The sequence below is a fragment of the Stutzerimonas stutzeri RCH2 genome, from assembly GCF_000327065.1.
Taxonomy (GTDB): domain Bacteria; phylum Pseudomonadota; class Gammaproteobacteria; order Pseudomonadales; family Pseudomonadaceae; genus Stutzerimonas; species Stutzerimonas stutzeri_AE.
The window spans coordinates 4,491,744-4,510,184 of the sequence record NC_019936.1; the positions used below are offsets into that span (position 1 = coordinate 4,491,744).

15 protein-coding genes are annotated in these 18,441 nt (G+C 66.8%); 13 read left to right on the forward strand and 2 right to left on the reverse strand.

Translation table 11 applies throughout. The features are described from left to right. Positions 1–48: 48 nt before the first annotated feature. The 8 genes from PSEST_RS20965 to PSEST_RS21000 all read left to right on the forward strand — a co-directional run bounded on the left by PSEST_RS20965 (position 49) and on the right by PSEST_RS21000 (position 11,506). The gene (locus tag PSEST_RS20965) at positions 49–2,460 is read left to right on the forward strand and encodes an ATP-binding protein (protein WP_015278920.1); all 2,412 of its coding nucleotides are present in this window, start codon (positions 49–51) and stop codon (positions 2,458–2,460) included. Further along, positions 2,461–2,847 (forward strand): response regulator, encoded by a 387-nt coding sequence (locus PSEST_RS20970; RefSeq protein WP_015278921.1) that lies wholly within the window; start codon positions 2,461–2,463, stop codon positions 2,845–2,847. After that, on the forward strand, positions 2,840–4,477 hold the full coding sequence (locus tag PSEST_RS20975; protein WP_015278922.1) for a diguanylate cyclase: 1,638 nt from the start codon (positions 2,840–2,842) through the stop codon (positions 4,475–4,477). Before PSEST_RS20970 ends, PSEST_RS20975 begins: the two co-directional genes overlap by 8 nt. Positions 4,478–4,605: 128 nt before the next feature. Next, on the forward strand, positions 4,606–7,476 hold the full coding sequence (locus tag PSEST_RS20980) for a CHASE3 domain-containing protein (protein ID WP_015278923.1): 2,871 nt from the start codon (positions 4,606–4,608) through the stop codon (positions 7,474–7,476). Next, positions 7,473–7,862: a response regulator transcription factor gene (locus PSEST_RS20985; protein ID WP_011911301.1), complete on the forward strand. Its 390-nt coding sequence runs from the start codon at positions 7,473–7,475 to the stop codon at positions 7,860–7,862. The genes PSEST_RS20980 and PSEST_RS20985 overlap by 4 nt, the downstream gene beginning before the upstream one ends. Next, positions 7,859–8,995 (forward strand): YaiO family outer membrane beta-barrel protein, encoded by a 1,137-nt coding sequence (locus PSEST_RS20990; protein ID WP_015278924.1) that lies wholly within the window; start codon positions 7,859–7,861, stop codon positions 8,993–8,995. The genes PSEST_RS20985 and PSEST_RS20990 overlap by 4 nt, the downstream gene beginning before the upstream one ends. After that, on the forward strand, positions 8,985–10,109 hold the full coding sequence (locus tag PSEST_RS20995; RefSeq protein WP_041756841.1) for a HEAT repeat domain-containing protein: 1,125 nt from the start codon (positions 8,985–8,987) through the stop codon (positions 10,107–10,109). The genes PSEST_RS20990 and PSEST_RS20995 overlap by 11 nt, the downstream gene beginning before the upstream one ends. Then, the gene (locus PSEST_RS21000) at positions 10,106–11,506 is read left to right on the forward strand and encodes a glycosyltransferase family 2 protein (RefSeq protein WP_015278926.1); all 1,401 of its coding nucleotides are present in this window, start codon (positions 10,106–10,108) and stop codon (positions 11,504–11,506) included. Before PSEST_RS20995 ends, PSEST_RS21000 begins: the two co-directional genes overlap by 4 nt. Positions 11,507–11,698: 192 nt before the next feature. On the opposite strand, the gene PSEST_RS21005 is transcribed toward PSEST_RS21000, so the two are convergent. After that, positions 11,699–13,192, reverse strand: coding sequence for an aldehyde dehydrogenase (locus PSEST_RS21005; RefSeq protein ID WP_015278927.1), 1,494 nt, complete (start codon positions 13,190–13,192; stop codon positions 11,699–11,701). A 185-nt stretch (positions 13,193–13,377) separates the two neighbouring features. Here PSEST_RS21005 and PSEST_RS21010 point away from each other — a divergent pair, with 185 nt between their 5' ends. Beyond that, positions 13,378–14,703 carry an aspartate aminotransferase family protein gene (locus PSEST_RS21010; protein ID WP_015278928.1) on the forward strand — a complete coding sequence of 442 codons (1,326 nt, stop codon included), beginning with the start codon at positions 13,378–13,380 and terminating at the stop codon, positions 14,701–14,703. Positions 14,704–14,756: 53 nt separating this feature from the next. Here the strand turns inward: PSEST_RS21010 and znuA are convergent, their stop codons facing one another. Next, entirely contained in the window at positions 14,757–15,782 is a 1,026-nt protein-coding gene (gene znuA / locus PSEST_RS21015; RefSeq protein ID WP_041756843.1) for a zinc ABC transporter substrate-binding protein ZnuA, read from the reverse strand. 64 nt (positions 15,783–15,846) lie between these two features. On the opposite strand from znuA, the gene zur reads away from it, so the two are divergent. From zur to PSEST_RS21035, 4 genes are read left to right on the forward strand one after another with little or no spacing between them, the layout of a single operon-like run. Continuing rightward, positions 15,847–16,332, forward strand: a complete 486-nt coding sequence (gene zur / locus PSEST_RS21020) for a zinc uptake transcriptional repressor Zur (protein ID WP_015278930.1) — start codon at positions 15,847–15,849, stop codon at positions 16,330–16,332. Beyond that, positions 16,329–17,099: a zinc ABC transporter ATP-binding protein ZnuC gene (gene znuC / locus PSEST_RS21025; protein ID WP_015278931.1), complete on the forward strand. Its 771-nt coding sequence runs from the start codon at positions 16,329–16,331 to the stop codon at positions 17,097–17,099. Before zur ends, znuC begins: the two co-directional genes overlap by 4 nt. A 12-nt stretch (positions 17,100–17,111) precedes the next feature. Then, a complete protein-coding gene (gene znuB, locus PSEST_RS21030) occupies positions 17,112–17,897 on the forward strand; it encodes a zinc ABC transporter permease subunit ZnuB (RefSeq protein WP_015278932.1) in 786 nt (261 codons plus the stop codon). Continuing rightward, the gene (locus PSEST_RS21035; RefSeq protein WP_015278933.1) at positions 17,897–18,418 is read left to right on the forward strand and encodes a YgjP-like metallopeptidase domain-containing protein; all 522 of its coding nucleotides are present in this window, start codon (positions 17,897–17,899) and stop codon (positions 18,416–18,418) included. The genes znuB and PSEST_RS21035 overlap by 1 nt, the downstream gene beginning before the upstream one ends. Positions 18,419–18,441: the final 23 nt, after the last annotated feature.

Genomic DNA, 18,441 nt, shown 5'->3' on the forward strand with positions numbered 1-18,441 from the left:
CTCGTGAGCCGGCCGGACGACATTCACCGAAGATACAAGGCATCGACGATGGAGTTACCGCAAGCAAACCCGGCGTCGACGCTACCCATGACGCCGGTGCGCGAGCTTTCACGCCTGGCGGCATTGCTGCGCTATGAAATCCTCGACACGCCCGAGGAGAGCGCCTTCGATGATTTCACCGAGCTCGCTGCACGCCTGTGCGAGACGCCCATCGCGCTGATCTCCCTGGTCGACGACCGTCGCCAGTGGTTCAAGAGCCGCGTTGGCCTGGAGGTCAGCGAAACCCCGCGGGAAATCTCCTTCTGCACCTACACCATCCTCGGCGAGGAAATCTTCGAAGTCCCCGATGCGCTGCAGGATCCGCGGTTTTGCCATAACCCGCTGGTGGTCGGCGATCCACATATCCGCTTCTACGCCGGCACCCCGCTGACGTCGCCGGATGGCTATAACCTCGGCACGCTGTGCGTGATCGACCGGGAACCGCGCCGGCTGAGTGCCGAGCAGCGCGACACGCTCGAACGCCTCGGCCGCCAGGTGATCCGCCTGTTCGAGCAGCATCTGCTGGCGCACCGTTATGCCGAGCAGGCGGCGCTGCAACAGGCCATGCTCGACAGCGCCTCCAGCGCGGTGCTGGTGACCCGCCCAGATGGTGTGGTGACCAGCGTCAACCCGACTGCCGAGCGCATGCTGGGCCACAGCGAACAGGAGCTGGTTGGCCATCAGCTGACCTCGGCGCTGTTCCGCCGGGAAGCGCTGCAGCGGCGTGCCACCCTGCTGGCCAATGAGCTGCAGACACCGATCGAGCCCGACTTCGCGGTGCTGACCGCGCCGCTGCATCGCGGCCGCCGGGAAATGTCGGAGTGGCGCCTGCGCCATCGCAGCGGTGCCGATGTGCCTGTGCTGGTCGGGGTCACCGCGATCCACGATGAGCAGGAAGAGCTGCGCGGCTATCTGGTCAACGCCTACGACCTGGCCTATCAGGAACAGCTGCAGCTGCGCTTGCAGCAGATCGCCGCCCAGGTGCCGGGCATGCTGTTCCAGTTCCACTGGCGGCCCGATGGCGCGTCCTGCTTTCCCTATGTCAGCGAAGGTGTCGAACAGATCTACGGACTGAGCCCCGGCCAGCTCGCCGGCAGCTTCGCGCCGATCATTGCGCGGGTCTATGCCCTCGACCGCAGCGCCCTGCTCGGCAGCATCCGCGAGGCAGCCGCCGAACTGGCGCCCTGGCACATCGAGCATCGTGTCGAGCATCCGCGCAAAGGGCTGATCTGGGTCGAAGCCCGTGCCACCCCGCTGCAGCAGGTCGACGGCTCGGTGCTCTGGCATGGCTTCGTCACCGACATCACCGTGCGCAAGGCCGAGCAGCTGGAGCTGGAGCGTCAGCAGGAAATGAACCGGCGCCTGCTTGAGGCACTCAGCGAAGCGGTCATTGCCTGCGATGCCGACGGCTGTCTGACCCTGTTCAATGAGAAAGCCAAGCAGTGGCACGGTACCGATGTCGCCCCGGTGCCGCCCGACGAATGGCCGACCCGCTATCAGCTCTACCACCCGGACGGCGTCACGCCGCTGCGCCCGGAGGAAATACCACTGCTGCGGGCACTGCATGGCGAGCACGTCTGCGATCACGAAATGGTGCTGCTCGGCCAGGGTGAGCCGCGTCATGTGCTGTCCAATGCCGACCCGCTGTACACCTCCGATGGCCAGCCGATGGGCGCGGTGGCGGTGCTGCACGACATCACCGAACGCAAGCGCATCGAGCGGCTGCAGCGCGAGTTCATCTCCACCGTCAGCCACGAGCTGCGCACCCCGCTGACCTCGATCACCGGCGCCCTCGGCCTGATCTGCTCGAACGTCATGGGCGAAGTGCCCGAAGCGATGCACGAGCTGCTCGACATCGCCCAGCAGAACAGCCAGCGCCTGAATGCGCTGATCGACGACCTGCTGGACATGGACAAGCTGCACGCCGGGAAGATGCGCTTCGCCCTGCTCCGCCAGCCGCTGCAACCGCAGCTGGAACTGGCCCTGCGCAGCAACCGCAACTACGCCGAACAGCATGGCGTGGTGCTGCAGCTGGGCGCCTGCCCGGCCGTAACGGTAGAGATCGACGCCATGCGCCTGCAGCAGGTGCTGAGCAACCTGCTGTCCAACGCGGCAAAATTTTCCCCGGCCGGGGAGCAGGTCGAGCTCTCGGCGACCCTCAGTGACGGGCGGGTACGCATCAGCGTCCGAGACCGCGGACCGGGGATTTCCGCCGATTTCCGTGAGCGGGTATTCCAGAAGTTTGCCCAAGCCGACTCGTCCGACAGCCGTCAGCAAGGCGGCACGGGACTTGGCCTGGCGATCAGCAAGGAGCTGATCGAACGCATGGGCGGGCAGATCGGTTTCGAATCCGAGCCCGGCCATGGCGCCTGCTTCTGGTTCGAGTTGCCCAGTGAAGGGCTGGCCAAGGAGAGTCCATAGATGAAACAGCTCAAACGCATTCTGCATGTCGAGGACGTGCCCTCGATCCAGGTCGTGACCCGCATTGCCCTGGAAAAGATCGGTGGCTTCGAAGTCCTCAGCTGTCCGTCGGGACAGGCTGCGCTGGAGCAGGTGCAGGCCTTCGCCCCGGACCTGATTCTGCTCGACGTGATGCTGCCGCAGATGGACGGCATCGAGCTCGTCCGCCAGCTCGGTCAACTGATCGACCTGCAGCAGATACCCGTGGTGTTTCTCACCGGGCACCTGCAGCCCGAGCGGCTGCATGAACTGCGTCAGCTCGGCGTGCGCCAGGTACTCAGCAAACCCTTCGACCCGCTACAGCTCGCTGCCCAGCTGCAGCAGGTCTGGGAGGCCGAACATGGATGAGCAGGTACGGTTTGCGCTGCAGGAACAGCTGGCCCAGCTCGAACAGCAGTTCGGCGAACGCCTGCAGGGCGATCTGGCAGACCTCGGCACGCTGGCCACAGAACTGCAGCACAACCGCGCACCCGGCAACCGCCGCCAGCTGATGCTCGGCATTCGCGAGCGCCTGCATCGGCTTGCCGGAGCCGCCGGCACCTTCGGCTTCGCCAAGCTTGGCGAACGCGCCAGACAGCTCGAACAGCGCGCCGATCGCTGGCTGGATTCGGCGAAACCCGGCAGCCGTGCGGTGGAGTCGTTCTCCCGTGCGCTGCAACAGCTGGCCAGCCAGACGCCCGGCCAGGAACGCGCGGCGGCGGAGTTGCCCGACCACCATGACGAGCCAGCCCCCGGCTGCCGCATCTATCTGCTGGAAGCCGATCCGGTCGCCGGTTGCAGCATGGCACTGACGCTGCGCAACTTCGGCTACCTGGTCAGCCAGTGGCAGGATTTCGCCGCCTTGCAGCAGGCTGTGGCAACCGAGCCGCCCGACGCGTTGATCGTCAGCGTGCAGCACGATAGCGAGCTCGAATCCGTCGCCTCGCTGCAGCAGGGCCTGGACCATCCGCTGCCACTGCTGGTGATCCACGAGCGTATCGATTTCACCAGCCAGCTGGCCGCCGTACGCGCCGGCGCCCAGGGGTTCTTCAGCCGCCCACTGGACATCACCCAGCTGGAGAACAGCCTGGAACGCTGCCTCGATCGCCAGCAGGGCGAGCCGTTCCGTGTGCTGATCGTCGATGACGATGCCGAGCTGGCGGCACGCTACAGCCTGGTGCTGCGCAATTCCCAGATGCAGGTGCAGACCCTTACCGAGCCGACTCAGGTGCTGGAGACCATGCGCAGCTTCAATCCCGAGGTGCTGCTGCTGGACGTCAACATGCCTGGCTGTTCCGGCCCGGAGCTGGCGCAGATGATCCGACTGCACGACGAGTGGCTGCGGGTGACCATCATCTACCTCTCGGCCGAAACGGATATCCAGCGGCAGATGGCGGCACTGCTCAAGGCCGGCGATGACTTCATCACCAAGCCGATCAGCGATACGGCATTGGTCGCGTCGGTATATTCCCATGCGCAACGCGCGCGCTCGCTGAGCACGGCGCTGGCGCGCGACAGCCTGACCGGGCTGCTCAAGCACGCCGACATCAAGGAGCAGCTGGCGCTGGAAGTGCAACGCGCGACGCGCAGCGGCAAGCCGGCCAGCGTGGTGATGCTCGACCTCGACCACTTCAAGCACGTCAACGATACCTACGGCCACGCCGCCGGCGACAACGTGCTCCGCGCCCTGGCCAACCTGCTGCGTCAGCGCCTGCGCCGCATCGACAGCCTCGGCCGCTATGGCGGCGAAGAGTTCGTCGCAGTGCTGCCAGAATGCACGGCGCTGCAGGCCCGGCGCATTTTCGACGAAATTCGCGTGCGCTTCGCCGCCTTGAGCTTCTACGGCGGCGACAGCAAAGAGTTCTACGTGACCTTCAGCGCCGGCATCTGCCAGACCGATGGACGCACCGCTTCCGGAGTACTCCTGGAACGCGCCGATCAGGCTCTCTACGTGGCCAAGCACAAGGGCCGCAATCAGGTACAGGTCGCCGAGCACTAAACCGCGCCCTGTATTGCGAACCGTTCCCAGTTCGTCAGGTCTGACTATATTGCGCCTATTCCGGCGAGCCGCACCGATGCGCAGCGGCCGGGATAACAAGCAGTATTTCCCGGCGAAAGGAGTTCGGTTTGCCCGCAAGACTCGCGATCGGTTGGCATTCAATCGCATTCCTGGCTGCATTCGTGCTGCTCGCCGCCCTTGGCTGGCAGGGCGCGCGAACCCAGGAAGCGCTGCTGCAGACCAATCGGTCGGTCAGCCACAGCCTGGAAGTCATCACCTCGGTCCAGGCCATCCTCACGTCCCTGCAGGACATCGAAACCGGCTCGCGCGGCTTCATTCTGACCGGCGATGCCAGCTACCTCGAACCCTACGAGCGCGGCCTGAAGCAGCTGGAAGGCTATAGGCGCAGCCTGGAACAGCTGGTCGAGGGCCGCAGCTACCCCGATGTGCGCTGGTTCCGCACGCTGGATGCGACCATTGCTGAACGCCTGCAGGTGGCAGCTGGCAATGTCCAGGCACGCCGCGATGCCGGGCTGCAGGCAGCGGCCGATCATTTGCGCGACGCTGGCGGCAACCTGCTGATGGACAGACTGCGGGCACTGCTCAACGCGGTGGAACAACAGGAGCGGCGGCAGCTGGCGGCAGCCAGCAGTGCGGTGACACAGACCACCGAGCGCGCCCAGCGTCTGGTCCTGATCGGCAGCCTGGTGGTGGTCGCGCTGTTTCTCATCGCCTTCTGGGCGGTACACCGTAATCTGCGCATCCGCCAGCAACTGGCCGGCGCGGCGCAGGCAGGCGAGGCTCGGCTCGGCGCGCTGCTGCAGGCCATTCCGGACTACCTCTATGCGGTCGACCACCAACAGCAGGTATCCAGCCTGGCGGCGGGAACGGCGCGCCGTGCGCCCCCGCCCGCGGCCATCGAACCCCTGCTGCACGACCTGCTCCAGCAGCGCGAGGACAGCGGACTGCGGCAGACCACCTGGTGCGAGCTGCAGACCCGGCGCACCTTCGAGGTCCGTTTGATGCCCACCGGGCTGGGCGACCACCTGGCGATCGCTCGGGACATCAGCGAGCTGCAGCGCAGCCGCGACAGCCTGCACGACCAGCAGTTGTTCCTGCGCCGGGTGGTGGACACCGACGACAACCTCATCTTCGTCCGCGACGCCCAGGGCCGCTTCCTGCTCTGCAACACCGCACTCTCCGCCCTGCTCGACGTGCGCCCGCAGGATATCGAGCAGCGGCATCCCGACGAGGTGCCTTCCGCTCGCCTGTTGCGGCCGCTGCTGCTGGACGACGACGAACTGGCCGCGCTGGCAAGCGGCAGCGGGGAGCTGCGCACCACCGAGGTCGCCCTGACCGACGCCCTCGGCACCGAGCATTGGTTTCAGGTGATCAAGCGGCCGCTGCGCACCTCCGCGCGCACCTGCCACGTGGTCACCGTGGCGGTGGACGTCTCCCTGCGCCGCCGGATGGAGCAGATGAAGACCGAATTCATTTCCACTGTCAGCCACGAGCTGCGCACCCCGCTGACCGCCATTCGCGGCGCGCTCGGCATGCTGATCGGCGGTATCGCCGGGCAGGTCAGCGATGAGGCCCGTCCACTGCTGGGCATCGCCCACAAGAACAGCGAGCGGCTGGTGCGCCTGATCAACGACATCCTCGACATCGAGAAGCTGGAAGCGGGCCGCCTGACGTTCAACTTCGGCCGTCACGACGTTCGCCCGCTGGTGCAGCAGGCCCTGTCGGACATCACGCCATACGGGCAGGACTACGGTGTCAGCCTGGAGTTTCTCGATGCGCCCGAACTGACGTCGAGCGAGGCGACCCTCGACCCCGACCGCTTCGCCCAGGTGATGGCCAATCTGCTGTCCAACGCGATCAAGCATTCCCCCGCTGGCGGCTGCGTGACGGTCGACCTACGGCGCCGCGGCAAGTTGCTCGAGATCGGCGTGCAGGATCGCGGGCCCGGCATTCCGGAAGCCTTCCGCTCGCGCATCTTCGAGCGTTTCGCCCAGGCCGATTCGTCCGACGCCCGCCAACGCGGCGGTACCGGGCTGGGGCTGGCCATCACCCGATCGCTAGTCCAGCAGATGCACGGCAAGATCGGCTTCGACTGCCAGCCTGATCAGGGCACGCGCTTCTGGCTGCAACTGCCGCTGGAAGAACACCCCCAGCAGGTCCAGGCGCCGGCGCAACCGCTCATACACGGCTCGGCACCCCAGCAGACGCCCTTGATCCTTATTCTCGAACCCGACAGCCACGCCGCCGAGCAGCTGGCCGAGGCGCTGCACCAGCACGGCTATGCCACACTGATCGCCCATGCTGCCGCCGAAGCACGCGAACTGCTCGGCCAGCACCGTGTCCAGGCGCTGACACTCAGCCCGGCACTGGACGACGAGAACAGCGTGGCCTTCCTGCAGAGCCTGCGCAGCCAACAGCACTACCGCAGCCTGCCGGTGCTGATCGTCAGCCTGCAGCCGCAGCGCCGGGACGAGGATGACGGCCTACTGCGTGGCGGTGCGGTCGGCGTGATCGACTGGCTGCACAAGCCCATCGACCCGTCCCGGGTCATGGAAGTGATCCGCGCCTGCCTACAGATCGGCGGGTTGAAACCGCGCATCCTGCACGTGGAGGACGACGACGACCTGCGCGTACTGCTGGCCAAGCAGATCGCCTCCCTGGACGTCGAGCTGGCCGGAGCCGCCACCCTGCACGAGGCGCGTCAGCTGATCAGCGCGCAGCCGTTCGATCTCGCCATCATCGACCTGATGCTGCCCGACGGCGATGGCAGCGAGCTGTTCGACCAGCTGGCGCAGAGCATTCCGCCCCCACCGGTAATCATCTTTTCCGCACTCGACACCCCGATCCAGGACAACCGCCTGGCGCTGCGCCAGCTGGTGAAATCCCGCCACGACGGCGACGAGCTCGCCAAGTTGATCCAGCAACTGTTGCAGCACTGGCCACCGGGCCACACTCACTCTGACGAGGTTCATGCATGAGCGAATCCGCCAGCAAGCGCATCCTCATGGTGGAAGACGAAGAAGACATCGCCTTCCTCATCCGTTACATGCTCGAACGCCACGGCTTTGTCGTCGACCATGCCGCCGATGGCCGCCAGGCGCTCGATCACTTTGCCCAGGCCGCACCGCCGGACCTGACCCTGATGGACATCATGCTGCCCTATCACGACGGCCTGGAGCTGATCGAACGGCTACGAGCGCAGGCCGGCTGGGAAAGCGTGCCGGTGCTGATGCTGACCGCCAAGGCACGCGAGGTGGACATCGTTCGCGCGCTGGAACTGGGCGCGGACGACTACGTGACCAAACCCTTCCAGCCGGAGGAACTGCTGGCGCGCATTCGCCGCCTGCTGAGGGGGCGCCGATGAAGCGCGCGCTGCTGCTGCTCGCCCTGGCAATGCCCTGCACCACGGCTTTTGCGGATACCGCCACAGCCGAGGGACAGGTGCAGGCGCAACAACTGGACGCTGCCGAAGCGACCCTGCGCATGCACCTGGCGCAGCACCCAGGTGACGCCGATGCGCAGTTCCTGCTGGCCCGGGTGTTGAGCTGGCAGGGCCGGCCGCAGCAGGCCTTGCCAATCTACCAGCGCTTGCTGAGCCAGCAGCCAGACAATGCCGACTACCTGCTCGGCGAGGGCCAGGCGCTGCTCTGGGCCGGGCGACCGCAACGCGCGTTGGCGTCGCTGGAGCGGGCCGCCAGGATCGCGCCGGACTACGCCGAAGTGCAGCAGGTGATCCAGCAGGCACGCGCCGCGCTGACCGTGCCCACCACGGCGACGGCCCCGGTACCGGTGACGGCCGCCGCGACCAAGCGCCGTCACGAGCTGGAGATCTCGGCGCGTCAGGACTGGCTGGACAGCGGCTTCGACAACTGGCGCAGCCAGCGCCTGGACTACACCTCGACCCGGCCGGAAAGCCTTGGTTGGTACGGCGCGCTGCTGCGTGAGCAGCGCTTCGGCGAATGGGACGAAGGGGTCGAGGCCGGCGCGGTGATTCCTCTCGACGACAACTGGACGCTGCAGTCGGAGGTCGGCTATCAGCCTTCACCTTATTTCCTTCCCGAGTGGCATGCCGATCTGCGCCTGCAACGGCGCCTACCGGACGGCTACCTCGGCGCCGTCAGCGTCCGCCGCACCGAGTACGAGACCACCCGCGTCGACCGCCTCGCGCTGAGCGCCGAGCGTTACTGGAACGCCTGGCGCGCCGGCTACACCCTGAACGTGACCGATGTGGCCAACGCCGGCACGCCAATCGGCCACGACCTCGCGCTGGACTACTACTACCGGGGCCTGAGCTACGCCGGCCTGCGCCTGACCGTGGGCGAGGAAGAGGCGGTGGAAGAGCAGCAGCTGATCACCAGCGACGTGCGTGCCATCAGCCTGCAGGGTCGCCACTGGTTCGACAACCGCTGGGCGCTGAGCTGGGAAATCGGCCATCACCAGCAGGGCAGCTACTACGACCGGCAGTGGCTGCAGCTCGGCCTGCGTCATGCGTTCTGAATGGCTGGCGCGCTGTCCCCCCTGGCTGTGCGAAGCACCAGCAAACGCCTGGGCGCAGCTCTGGCCAGAAGACCGCATGCTGCAACTGGCGCTGTACTGTGCCTTCGGTCTTGGCGCTCTAACCTTGCTGGTACTGCTGCAGGTACTGCTGCTTGGTGAGGTCTCTCGGCGGCGCGCCGTACGCCGCCAGCAGTTCAACGAACAGTGGCGCCCCTATTTCGCATTCTGCAGCCTCAGCGATGAAGCACCGACTTCCCATGCGTCGCTGCCGCGGCGGCACCAGCTCTGGTTTCTGCTGCAGTGGAACCGCACCCAGCTGCAGTTGCGCGGCGCCGCCCGCGAGCGCATGAATCGCGCCCTGGTCGCCCTGGGCATGCATCGTCAGGCACTGATCCTGTTGCGCGGGCGGGTGCGCAGCAAGCTGATCGGCCTGACCTGCCTGCGCCATCTGGCCGACCCGGCACACTGGGACGCGGTGCTGCCGCTATTGCTCAGCCGCAACGCTATCGTCGCCCTGGCGGCCGCGCAGACGCTGGTGGCCATGGACCCCGCAAGGGCCATGCAGCTGATCCTGCCAGCGGCGGTGGAGCGCCCCGACTGGGCGTTACCGCGCCTGGTCAGCCTGTGCCAGCAGGCCGGTGAGCAGGCGGTGACCACGCCGCTGCTGATCGTGCTGGCGAGCTCGCCGGACCCGCGCCGTGAGCGGCTGGTCGGCCTGCTGGTGCATGGTGATCCGCGCCATGCCGCGCCCTGGGCCCGGGCACGCCTGGACCAGGGGGCGCCTGCCGAGCAGCTGCAGGTGGCGCTGCGCTGTCTCAGCGAGCTCGGCGACCCACGCGACCGCCCGCGCCTGCTGCGTGGCCTCGAGCACGAGCAGGAGGGTGTGCGCCTGGCCACCCTGCTGGCGCTGCACAAACAGGCGCGCCGGGAAGACAGCGAGCTGTTCCTGCCGCTGCTCGCCGACAGCAGTTGGTGGGTTCGCCAGGCCGCCGCCGACAGCCTGGCGACGCTGCCCGGTGCATCATCCGAAGCGCTGCAGCATCTGCTCGATCAGGTGCACGATCGCTACGGCAGAGACGCCCTGCGCCGCGCCATCGCGGAGGTGCGCCGGTGACGGTCGACTGGCTGTGGTGGCTGCAGGTCGCCTTCATCCTCTATTTCCTGCTGCTCAACGGCATGTATCTGCTGCTCAACCTGCTGTCGATGGGCAGCCTGATGGGCTACATCCGCCAGCGCGCGGAAACCGGCGAGCTGGCGCCCTATCTCGGCGTCGAACCGCCGGTGTCGGTGCTAATGCCGGCTTTCAACGAAGAGGCGACGATCCGCACCTCGGTGCGCTCGATGCTGCAGCTGCAGTACCCCGAATTCGAGATCGTGGTGATCAACGACGGCTCGAAGGACCGCACCCTGGCCGTGCTCATCGAGGAATTCGACCTGGTGCCGCACCCCGAGCCGTTGCGCCAGGCCGTGGCCCACCAACCGGTGCAGGCCATCTATCGCTCGCGGCGCTACGCCAACCTGCGCGTGGTGGACAAGGCCAACGGCGGCAAGGCCGATGCACTGAATGCCGGCATCAATGCCGCGCGTTACGGCTTGTTCTGTGGCGTCGACGCCGACTCCATCCTGCAGCGCGACAGCCTGCTGCGCGTAGTGCAGCCCTTTCTCGAGGATGAACGCACCATCGCCGCTGGCGGCACCGTGCGCATCGCCAATGGCTCGCAGGTACGCGGCGGCTTCCTGATCAAGGCCGGGCTGCCACGCAACTGGCTGGCGCGCTTCCAGATCGTCGAGTACCTGCGCGCCTTTCTGTTCGGCCGCCTCGGCTGGTCGCCGCTCAATGCCGTGCTGATCATCTCCGGCGCCTTCGGCCTGTTCGATCGCGAGCGGGTGATGGCGGTCGGCGGCTATCGCACCGATACGGTCGGCGAGGACATGGAACTGGTGGTGCGACTGCACCGCTATCACCGCGAGAAGCGCATCCCCTACCGCATCCGCTACCTGCCGGACCCGATCTGCTGGACCGAATGCCCGGAAGACCTCGGTACCCTCGGCCGTCAGCGCAGCCGCTGGCAGCGCGGCCTGGCCGAAAGCCTCGGCCGCCATGCCCGCCTGGCCTTCAGCCTGCGCGGCGGCACGCCCGGCTGGCTGGCCTGGCCGTTCATGGCGCTGTTCGAGTGGATCGGCCCGCTGATCGAACTGGTGGGCTACGGCTTCATGCTGGCGGGCTTTGCCTTCGGCGCGGTTTCCTATGCGGCGCTGGCCACCTTCCTGCTGGTGGCCATCGGCATGGGCATCCTGCTGTCGGTCAACGGTCTGCTGCTGGAGACCATGTCCTTCCGCGTCTACAGCCGTCGGCGCGACATGCTGCAGCTGTTCCTGATGGCCGTGCTGGAGAACTTCGGCTACCGCCAGCTCAACACCGCCTGGCGCTGCCGTGGGCTCTGGCAGTGGTTCTCCCGGCGCAAACACCAGTGGGGCGCCATGCGCCGCAGCGGCAGCTGGGGGCAGTAGGCAAGCGCGGCGAGGCAATGCCCGCGTGGTGCCATCAGAGGCGGATGAAAAAAGCGTCATCCAGCCTATGGCACGGCGGCTCTAGCGAAGCTTCGTTGAAGCTCGGACCGCGTAGGGTGGATCGCGCTTCACCGATCCACCATGGCGGCGCAGGAGGTGGAGGTGAACTCGCCATCCACCCACGCACTGTCGTCAGAGCTGAATCCAGGTCGCCTTCAGCTCGGTGTACTTGTCGAAGGCGTGCAGCGACTTGTCGCGGCCGTTGCCGGACTGCTTGAAGCCGCCGAACGGCGCGGTCATGTCGCCGCCGTCGTACTGATTGACCCACACGCTGCCAGCGCGCAGCGCCCGCGCGGTGCGGTGTGCCTTGGACAGGTCGGCGGTCCACACGGCCGCGGCCAGGCCGTAGGGCGTGTCGTTGGCGATCGCCACTGCTTCCTCGGCGCTGTCGAAGGTGATCACCGACAGCACCGGGCCGAAGATTTCTTCCTGGGCGATCCTCATCGCATTGTCGACGCCATCGAAGATGGTCGGCTCGACATACAGCCCGCCGGTTTCCTCCAGCGTACGCTGGCCGCCGATCAGCACCTGCGCGCCGGCCTGACGCCCGGCGTCGATGTAGCCAAGCACGGTATTCAGCTGCTGGGTATCCACCAGCGCGCCGACGTTGGTCGCCGGGTCCAGTGGATTGCCCGGTTTCCAGCCTTTGAGCGCCTCGACCACCATGGGCAGGAAGCGCTCCCTGATCGATCGCTCCACCAGCAGCCGCGAGCCGGCGGTGCAGACCTCGCCCTGGTTAAAGGCGATGGCGCCAGCCGCGGCTTGCGCTGCGGCCTGCAGGTCGGGCGCGTCGGCGAAGACGATGTTCGGGCTCTTGCCGCCCGCTTCCAGCCAGACGCGCTTCATGTTCGATTCGCCGGCATAGATCATCAGCTGCTTGGCGACCCGGGTGGAGCCGGTGAAGACCAGGGTATCGACATCCATGTGCAGCGCCAGCGCCTTGCCGACGGTATGGCCGTAGCCCGGCAGCACGTTAAGCACGCCGGCCGGAATGCCGGCGTCGATCGCCAGCTGGGCGATGCGGATGGCGGTCAGCGGGGACTTCTCGGATGGCTTTAGCACCACCGAGTTGCCGGTGGCCAGTGCCGGGCCGAGCTTCCAGCAGGCCATCATCAGCGGGAAGTTCCACGGCACTATGGCCGCCACCACGCCGACCGGCTCGCGGGTGACCAGGCCCAGCTGGTCATGCGGCGTGGCCGCCACCTCGTCGTAGATCTTGTCGATCGCCTCGCCACTCCAGCGCAGCGCCCGCGCGGCGCCGGGGATGTCGACCGCCAGCGAATCGCCGATCGGCTTGCCCATGTCGAGGGTTTCCAGCAGCGCCAGCTCCTCGCGGTTGGCTTCCAGCAGATCGGCGAAGCGAATCAGCACCGCCTTGCGCTTGGCCGGTGCCAGGCGCGACCAGCTGCCGGCATCGAATGCGGCACGGGCGCTGGCCACGGCGCGCTCGGCATCGGCCTGCTCGCAGCTGGCGACCTGCGCCAGCACGCGCCCGTCCACCGGGCTGATGCAGTCGAACTGGCCGCCGTCCGCCGCGGCGCAATACTCACCCTGGATAAAGGCGCGACCTTCGATGTGCAGGTCACGGGCACGCTGTTGCCAGTCGGCGAGGGTCAGGGTGGGCATGGTGCATCCTCTCTCAGGTCTTCGGGCTGTGGAAAAGGCACCCTAAACCAGCGGCGCGGACCCTATCAATATTTTTTACGAACGGCCGGTCAATCGCCTTGTTTTGTTCGTTTTATTAAACATAGACTCGATCAAAACGCTGCGGCGCCGCTGCAGCATAGTCGCTCGTCGCCGGAGCCCGCCCCATGTCACAGGATTTCCATCCCAGCGCCTCACCTGATCATTTCTGGATGCCCTTCACCGCCAACCGCCAGTTCAAGGCCAGCCCGCGCCTGCTGGAGAGCGCCGAGGGCATGTACTACACCGCCAGCGATGGCCGCCAGGTGCTCGACGGCACGGCCGGTCTGTGGTGCTGCAATGCCGGCCACGGGCGCCGCGAGATCAGCGAAGCGGTAAGCAAGCAGATCGCCAAGATGGATTTCGCCCCGACCTTCCAGATGGGCCATCCGTTGCCTTTCGAGCTGGCGGAAAAACTCGCCGCCATCAGCCCCGAAGGTCTGAACCGGGTGTTCTTCACCAACTCCGGATCGGAGTCGGCGGATACCGCATTGAAGATCGCCCTCGCCTACCAGCGCGCCATCGGCCAGGGCAGCCGCACCCGCCTGATCGGCCGCGAGCTGGCCTACCACGGCGTCGGGTTCGGCGGCATGTCGGTGGGCGGCATGGCCAACAACCGCCGCGCCTTCGGTCCGATGCTGCCAGGCGTCGATCACCTGCCGCATACCCTCGATTTGCAGCGCAACGCCTTCAGCCGGGGCCTGCCGCAGCATGGCGTGGAGCGCGCCGATGAGCTGGAGCGGCTGGTAACGCTGCACGGCGCGGAGAACATCGCCGCGGTGATCGTCGAACCGATGTCCGGCTCGGCCGGGGTGATCCTGCCGCCGGTGGGCTATCTGCAGCGGCTGCGCGAGATCACCGCCAAGCACGGCATCCTGCTGATCTTCGACGAGGTCATCACCGGCTTCGGCCGTGTCGGCGAGGCGTTCGCCGCGCAACGCTGGGGCGTGACGCCGGACATCCTCACCTGCGCCAAGGGCCTGACCAACGGCGCGATCCCCATGGGCGCGGTACTGGCCGCCGACCACCTGTTCGATGCGTTCATGAAGGGCCCGGAAAGCGTCATCGAGTTCTTTCACGGCTACACCTACTCCGGCCATCCGGTGGCCTGCGCGGCGGCGCTGGCGACCCAGCAGATCTATCAGCAGGAAAACCTGTTCCAGAAGGCCATCGACCTCGAACCCTACTGGCAGGAAGCACTGTTCAGCCTCAGGGATCTGCCCAACGTGATCGACATCCGCACGGTCGGGCTGGTCGCGGGTATTCAGTTCGCCGCCCATGCCGATGGCGTCGGCAAGCGCGGTTACGAGGTGTTCCGGGAGTGTTTCGAGAAGGGTCTGCTGGTACGCGCCAGCGGCGACACCATCGCCCTGTCGCCGGCGCTGATCGTCGAGAAGGCCGAGATCGACCAGATGATGGCGCTGCTCGCCGACGGTATTCGCAAGGCTGGCTGACGCAGCGCCCCGAGAGGCGTGGCCCGGCCTGACGGATCAGGCCGGGCGCTGGATCAGAGCGATTCCAGGCAGCCGGCCAGGGTGTCGCCGAGGCCTTCCAGCAACTTTTCGTAGCCCTGCGCATCGGTCGCCAGGCCGACACCGAGCACATCCAGTTCCTCCATCTTCACCGGCAAGCCGGCGGTCAGCGTTTCGGCCAGTCGCGGACGCGCCGGCGGTTCGCTGAACACGCAGCTTGGCCCGGCCTGCTGCAAGCGCTCACGCATCGCCGCGACATGCCGCGCACCAGGCTGAGCTTCGCCGCCGGCAGTGAACACGCCAGCGTGGCGCAGGCCGTAGGCCGCTTCGAAATAGTCGTAGGCTTCGTGGAAAACGAAGAACGGCTTGTTCTGCACTTTGGCAAAGCGCTGCTTGAGACGTGCGTCGAGTGCCGCGACACGCTGGGTGAAGGCCGAGGCGTTGGCCTGATAGCGCTGGGCATTGGCCGGATCGGCGGTGGCCAGGTCCGCAGCCATGCGCTCGGCGATCACCAGTGCGTTGGCCGGCAGCAGCCACAGGTGCGCATCGAGCGCACCCGGGCGATGGTCATGGTCATGTTCGTCGGCATGGGCGGTCTCGCCATGCGCAGCCTCTTCGTGCCCGTGAGCATCATGCTCATGGCCGTCGTGATCGTCGTGATCGTCGTGATCGTCGTGATCGTCGTGATCGTGATGCTCATCCTCGTCATGCGCGTGTGCATCGCCGAAGCGGCGCAGGCTCAGCTGCGGCAGGTCCTGCACGGCCACGGTCGTACCTTCACGAGCGCTGAGCGGCCGCGGCAGGAAGCTCTCCAGATCCGGGCCGATCCAGTAGAACAGTTCGGCTTCGCGAATGCGCCGTACGTCGGACGGACGCAGCGAGTAATGGTGAGCCGAGGCGCTGGCCGGCAGCAGCACATCCGGCGTGCCGACGCCATCCTGCACGGCTGCGGCGATCAGCTGCAGCGGCTTGATGCTGGTCAGTACGCGGACTTCAGCCTGGACGGAGGCGGCGCCAGCGAGCAGCGCCGCCAGCAACGGAAGGGAGTAAAGACGATTCACGGGCATCACTCGAAGGGCTTGGATTGGTACATAATAACGTCTCGCCCCCAACACGTCGCCGCCCATGTCCAAGACCCCACTGGCCTGCACGCCTCACGACCACGACCACTGCGTCAGCCACGCGCTGGCCGAAGCCGACAGCCTCTGTGCGCGCCAGGGCGTGCGCCTGACCGCCCTGCGCAAGCGGGTATTGGAGCTGGTCTGGCAAAGCCATCGGCCGCTCGGCGCCTATGACATCCTCGCCGTGCTGAGCGAGCAGGACGGTCGTCGCGCGGCGCCGCCCACCGTCTACCGTGCGCTGGACTTCCTGCTGGAAAACGGCCTGGTGCATCGCATCGCCTCGCTCAACGCCTTCATGGGTTGCAACCACCCGGAGCACCCGCACCAGGGCCAGTTCCTCATCTGCCGCAATTGCCACACCGCCATCGAGCTGGAGCAGCCGGCCATCGCCGCCGCCATCGACAGCGCCGCCTGCAGCGTCGGCTTTGCCGTCGAGGGCCAGACCGTCGAAGTCGTCGGGCTCTGCTCGAACTGCCGGAAAGCCGCATGAGCGAGGTACTGCTGCGGCTGGATGACATCCACGTGCGCTTCGCCAACCAGAACGTGCTGGAAGGCGCGCAACTGCAGGTGCATCGCGGCGAGATCGTCACCCTGATCGGCCCCAACGGTGCCGGTAAGACCACCCTGGTGCGCGCCGTGCTCGGCCTGCTGAAACCCGATCGCGGGCAGGTCTGGCGCAAGCCGAAGCTGCGCGTCGGCTACATGCCGCAGAAGCTGCATGTCGACCCCACCCTGCCCTTGTCGGTACTGCGCTTCCTGCGCCTGGTGCCCGGCGTCGATCGCGCCCGCGCCCTGGCGGCACTGGGTGAAGTCGGTGCCGAACACGTTATCGACAGCCCGCTGCAGAAGATTTCCGGCGGCGAGATGCAGCGCGTGCTGCTGGCCCGCGCCCTGCTGCGCGAACCGGAGCTGCTGGTGCTCGACGAACCGGTGCAGGGTGTCGACGTGTCTGGCCAGGCCGAGCTGTACCGCTTGATCGGCGTGCTGCGCGACCGCTACGGCTGCGGCGTGCTGATGGTTTCCCACGATCTGCATCTGGTGATGAGCGCCACCGACCAGGTGGTCTGCCTCAATCGCCACGTCTGCTGCTCGGGTCACCCGGAGCAGGTCAGCAGCGACCCGGCCTTCGTCGAGCTGTTCGGCCAGGATGCGCGCAGCCTGGCGATCTACCATCACCAGCACGACCACAGCCACGACCTGCACGGCAGCGTGGTGATCGGCAAACCCCATGTCCACGGCCCGAACTGCAAGCACTAGACAGAGCCTCCGATGCCCGATTTCCTCCTCAACGCCCTGCTCGCCGGCCTCGCCCTGGCATTGGTCGCCGGCCCGCTCGGCTCTTTCGTCGTCTGGCGGCGCATGGCCTATTTCGGCGACACCCTGTCCCACGCCGCGCTGTTCGGCGTCGCCCTCGGCTTGATGCTCGACGTCAACCTGACCCTGGCGGTGACCGTCGGCTGCGTGCTGCTCGCCCTGCTGCTGGTCACCTTGCAGCAGCGCCAGCCGCTGGCTTCGGACACGCTGCTCGGCATCCTTGCGCACAGCACGCTGTCGCTCGGGCTGGTCTCGCTGAGCTTCATGAAGGACGTGCGCGTCGACCTGATGGGCTATCTGTTCGGTGATCTGCTCGCCGTCGGGCCGAGCGATCTGGCCTGGATCATGGGCGGCAGCGCGCTGGTACTGCTGATGCTGATACCGCTGTGGCGGCCGCTCTTGGCGATTACCGTGCACGAGGAGCTGGCCAAGGTCGAAGGCCTGCCGGTGGCCGGCATCCGCCTGGCGCTGATGCTGCTGATCGCCGTGGTGATTGCCGTGGCGATGAAAATCGTTGGTGTGCTGCTGATCACCTCGCTGCTGATCATTCCTGCTGCGGCGGCGCAGCGCCATGCGCGTACCCCGGAGCAGATGGCCTTCGGCGCGAGCCTGCTGGGCATTGTCGCGGTGTGTCTGGGGCTGACGCTGTCCTGGTACGAAGACACCCCGGCCGGGCCGTCCATCGTAGTCAGCGCCGCCGCGCTGTTTCTGCTCAGCTTCGCCTGGCCGAAGCGCAGCTGATGACCGATCTCAAGTACCTGCGCGGCTACCCGGAGCCGCTGCTGGCGCAGGTGCGCCAGCTGATCGCCGAGGACCGTCTGGGCGACTACCTGCAGCGGCGTTACCCGGCACGGCATGAGGTGCAGAGCGACAAGGCGCTGTATGGCTATGTGCAGGCGCTCAAGCAGGAATACCTGAAAAGCACACCGCCGATCGACAAGGTGCTCTATGACGGCCGGCTGGACCTGACCCATCGTGCCCTTGGCCTGCATACCGCGGTGTCACGGGTGCAGGGTGGCAAGCTCAAGGCAAAGAAGGAGATTCGCGTCGCCGCACTGTTTCGCGAGGCAGCGCCGGAATTCCTCAGGATGATCGTGGTGCATGAGCTCGCCCACCTGCGCGAAAGCGAGCACAACCGCGCCTTCTACAAGCTCTGCGAACACATGCTGCCGGGCTATGGGCAGATCGAGTTCGACCTGCGCCTGTTCCTGCACTGGCGCGAGCTGCGGGCACAGGAGGCCGGCTCCGGCGACGACGCCTAGCGCACGAATGGCGCCAGGCCTCG

Bases quoted from the DNA above. Each gene is read 5' to 3' on its own strand.
- zur (WP_015278930.1), top strand. From the start codon at position 15,847: ATGTCCAAGACCCCACTGGCCTGCACGCCTCACGACCACGACCACTGC.
- PSEST_RS21035 (WP_015278933.1), top strand. From the start codon at position 17,897: ATGACCGATCTCAAGTACCTGCGCGGCTACCCGGAGCCGCTGCTGGCG.
- PSEST_RS21005 (WP_015278927.1), bottom strand. From the start codon at position 13,192: ATGCCCACCCTGACCCTCGCCGACTGGCAACAGCGTGCCCGTGACCTG.
- PSEST_RS20965 (WP_015278920.1), top strand. From the start codon at position 49: ATGGAGTTACCGCAAGCAAACCCGGCGTCGACGCTACCCATGACGCCG.
- PSEST_RS20975 (WP_015278922.1), top strand. From the start codon at position 2,840: ATGGATGAGCAGGTACGGTTTGCGCTGCAGGAACAGCTGGCCCAGCTC.
- znuC (WP_015278931.1), top strand. From the start codon at position 16,329: ATGAGCGAGGTACTGCTGCGGCTGGATGACATCCACGTGCGCTTCGCC.
- znuB (WP_015278932.1), top strand. From the start codon at position 17,112: ATGCCCGATTTCCTCCTCAACGCCCTGCTCGCCGGCCTCGCCCTGGCA.
- PSEST_RS20995 (WP_041756841.1), top strand. From the start codon at position 8,985: ATGCGTTCTGAATGGCTGGCGCGCTGTCCCCCCTGGCTGTGCGAAGCA.
- PSEST_RS20970 (WP_015278921.1), top strand. From the start codon at position 2,461: ATGAAACAGCTCAAACGCATTCTGCATGTCGAGGACGTGCCCTCGATC.
- PSEST_RS21010 (WP_015278928.1), top strand. From the start codon at position 13,378: ATGTCACAGGATTTCCATCCCAGCGCCTCACCTGATCATTTCTGGATG.
- PSEST_RS20990 (WP_015278924.1), top strand. From the start codon at position 7,859: ATGAAGCGCGCGCTGCTGCTGCTCGCCCTGGCAATGCCCTGCACCACG.
- PSEST_RS20985 (WP_011911301.1), top strand. From the start codon at position 7,473: ATGAGCGAATCCGCCAGCAAGCGCATCCTCATGGTGGAAGACGAAGAA.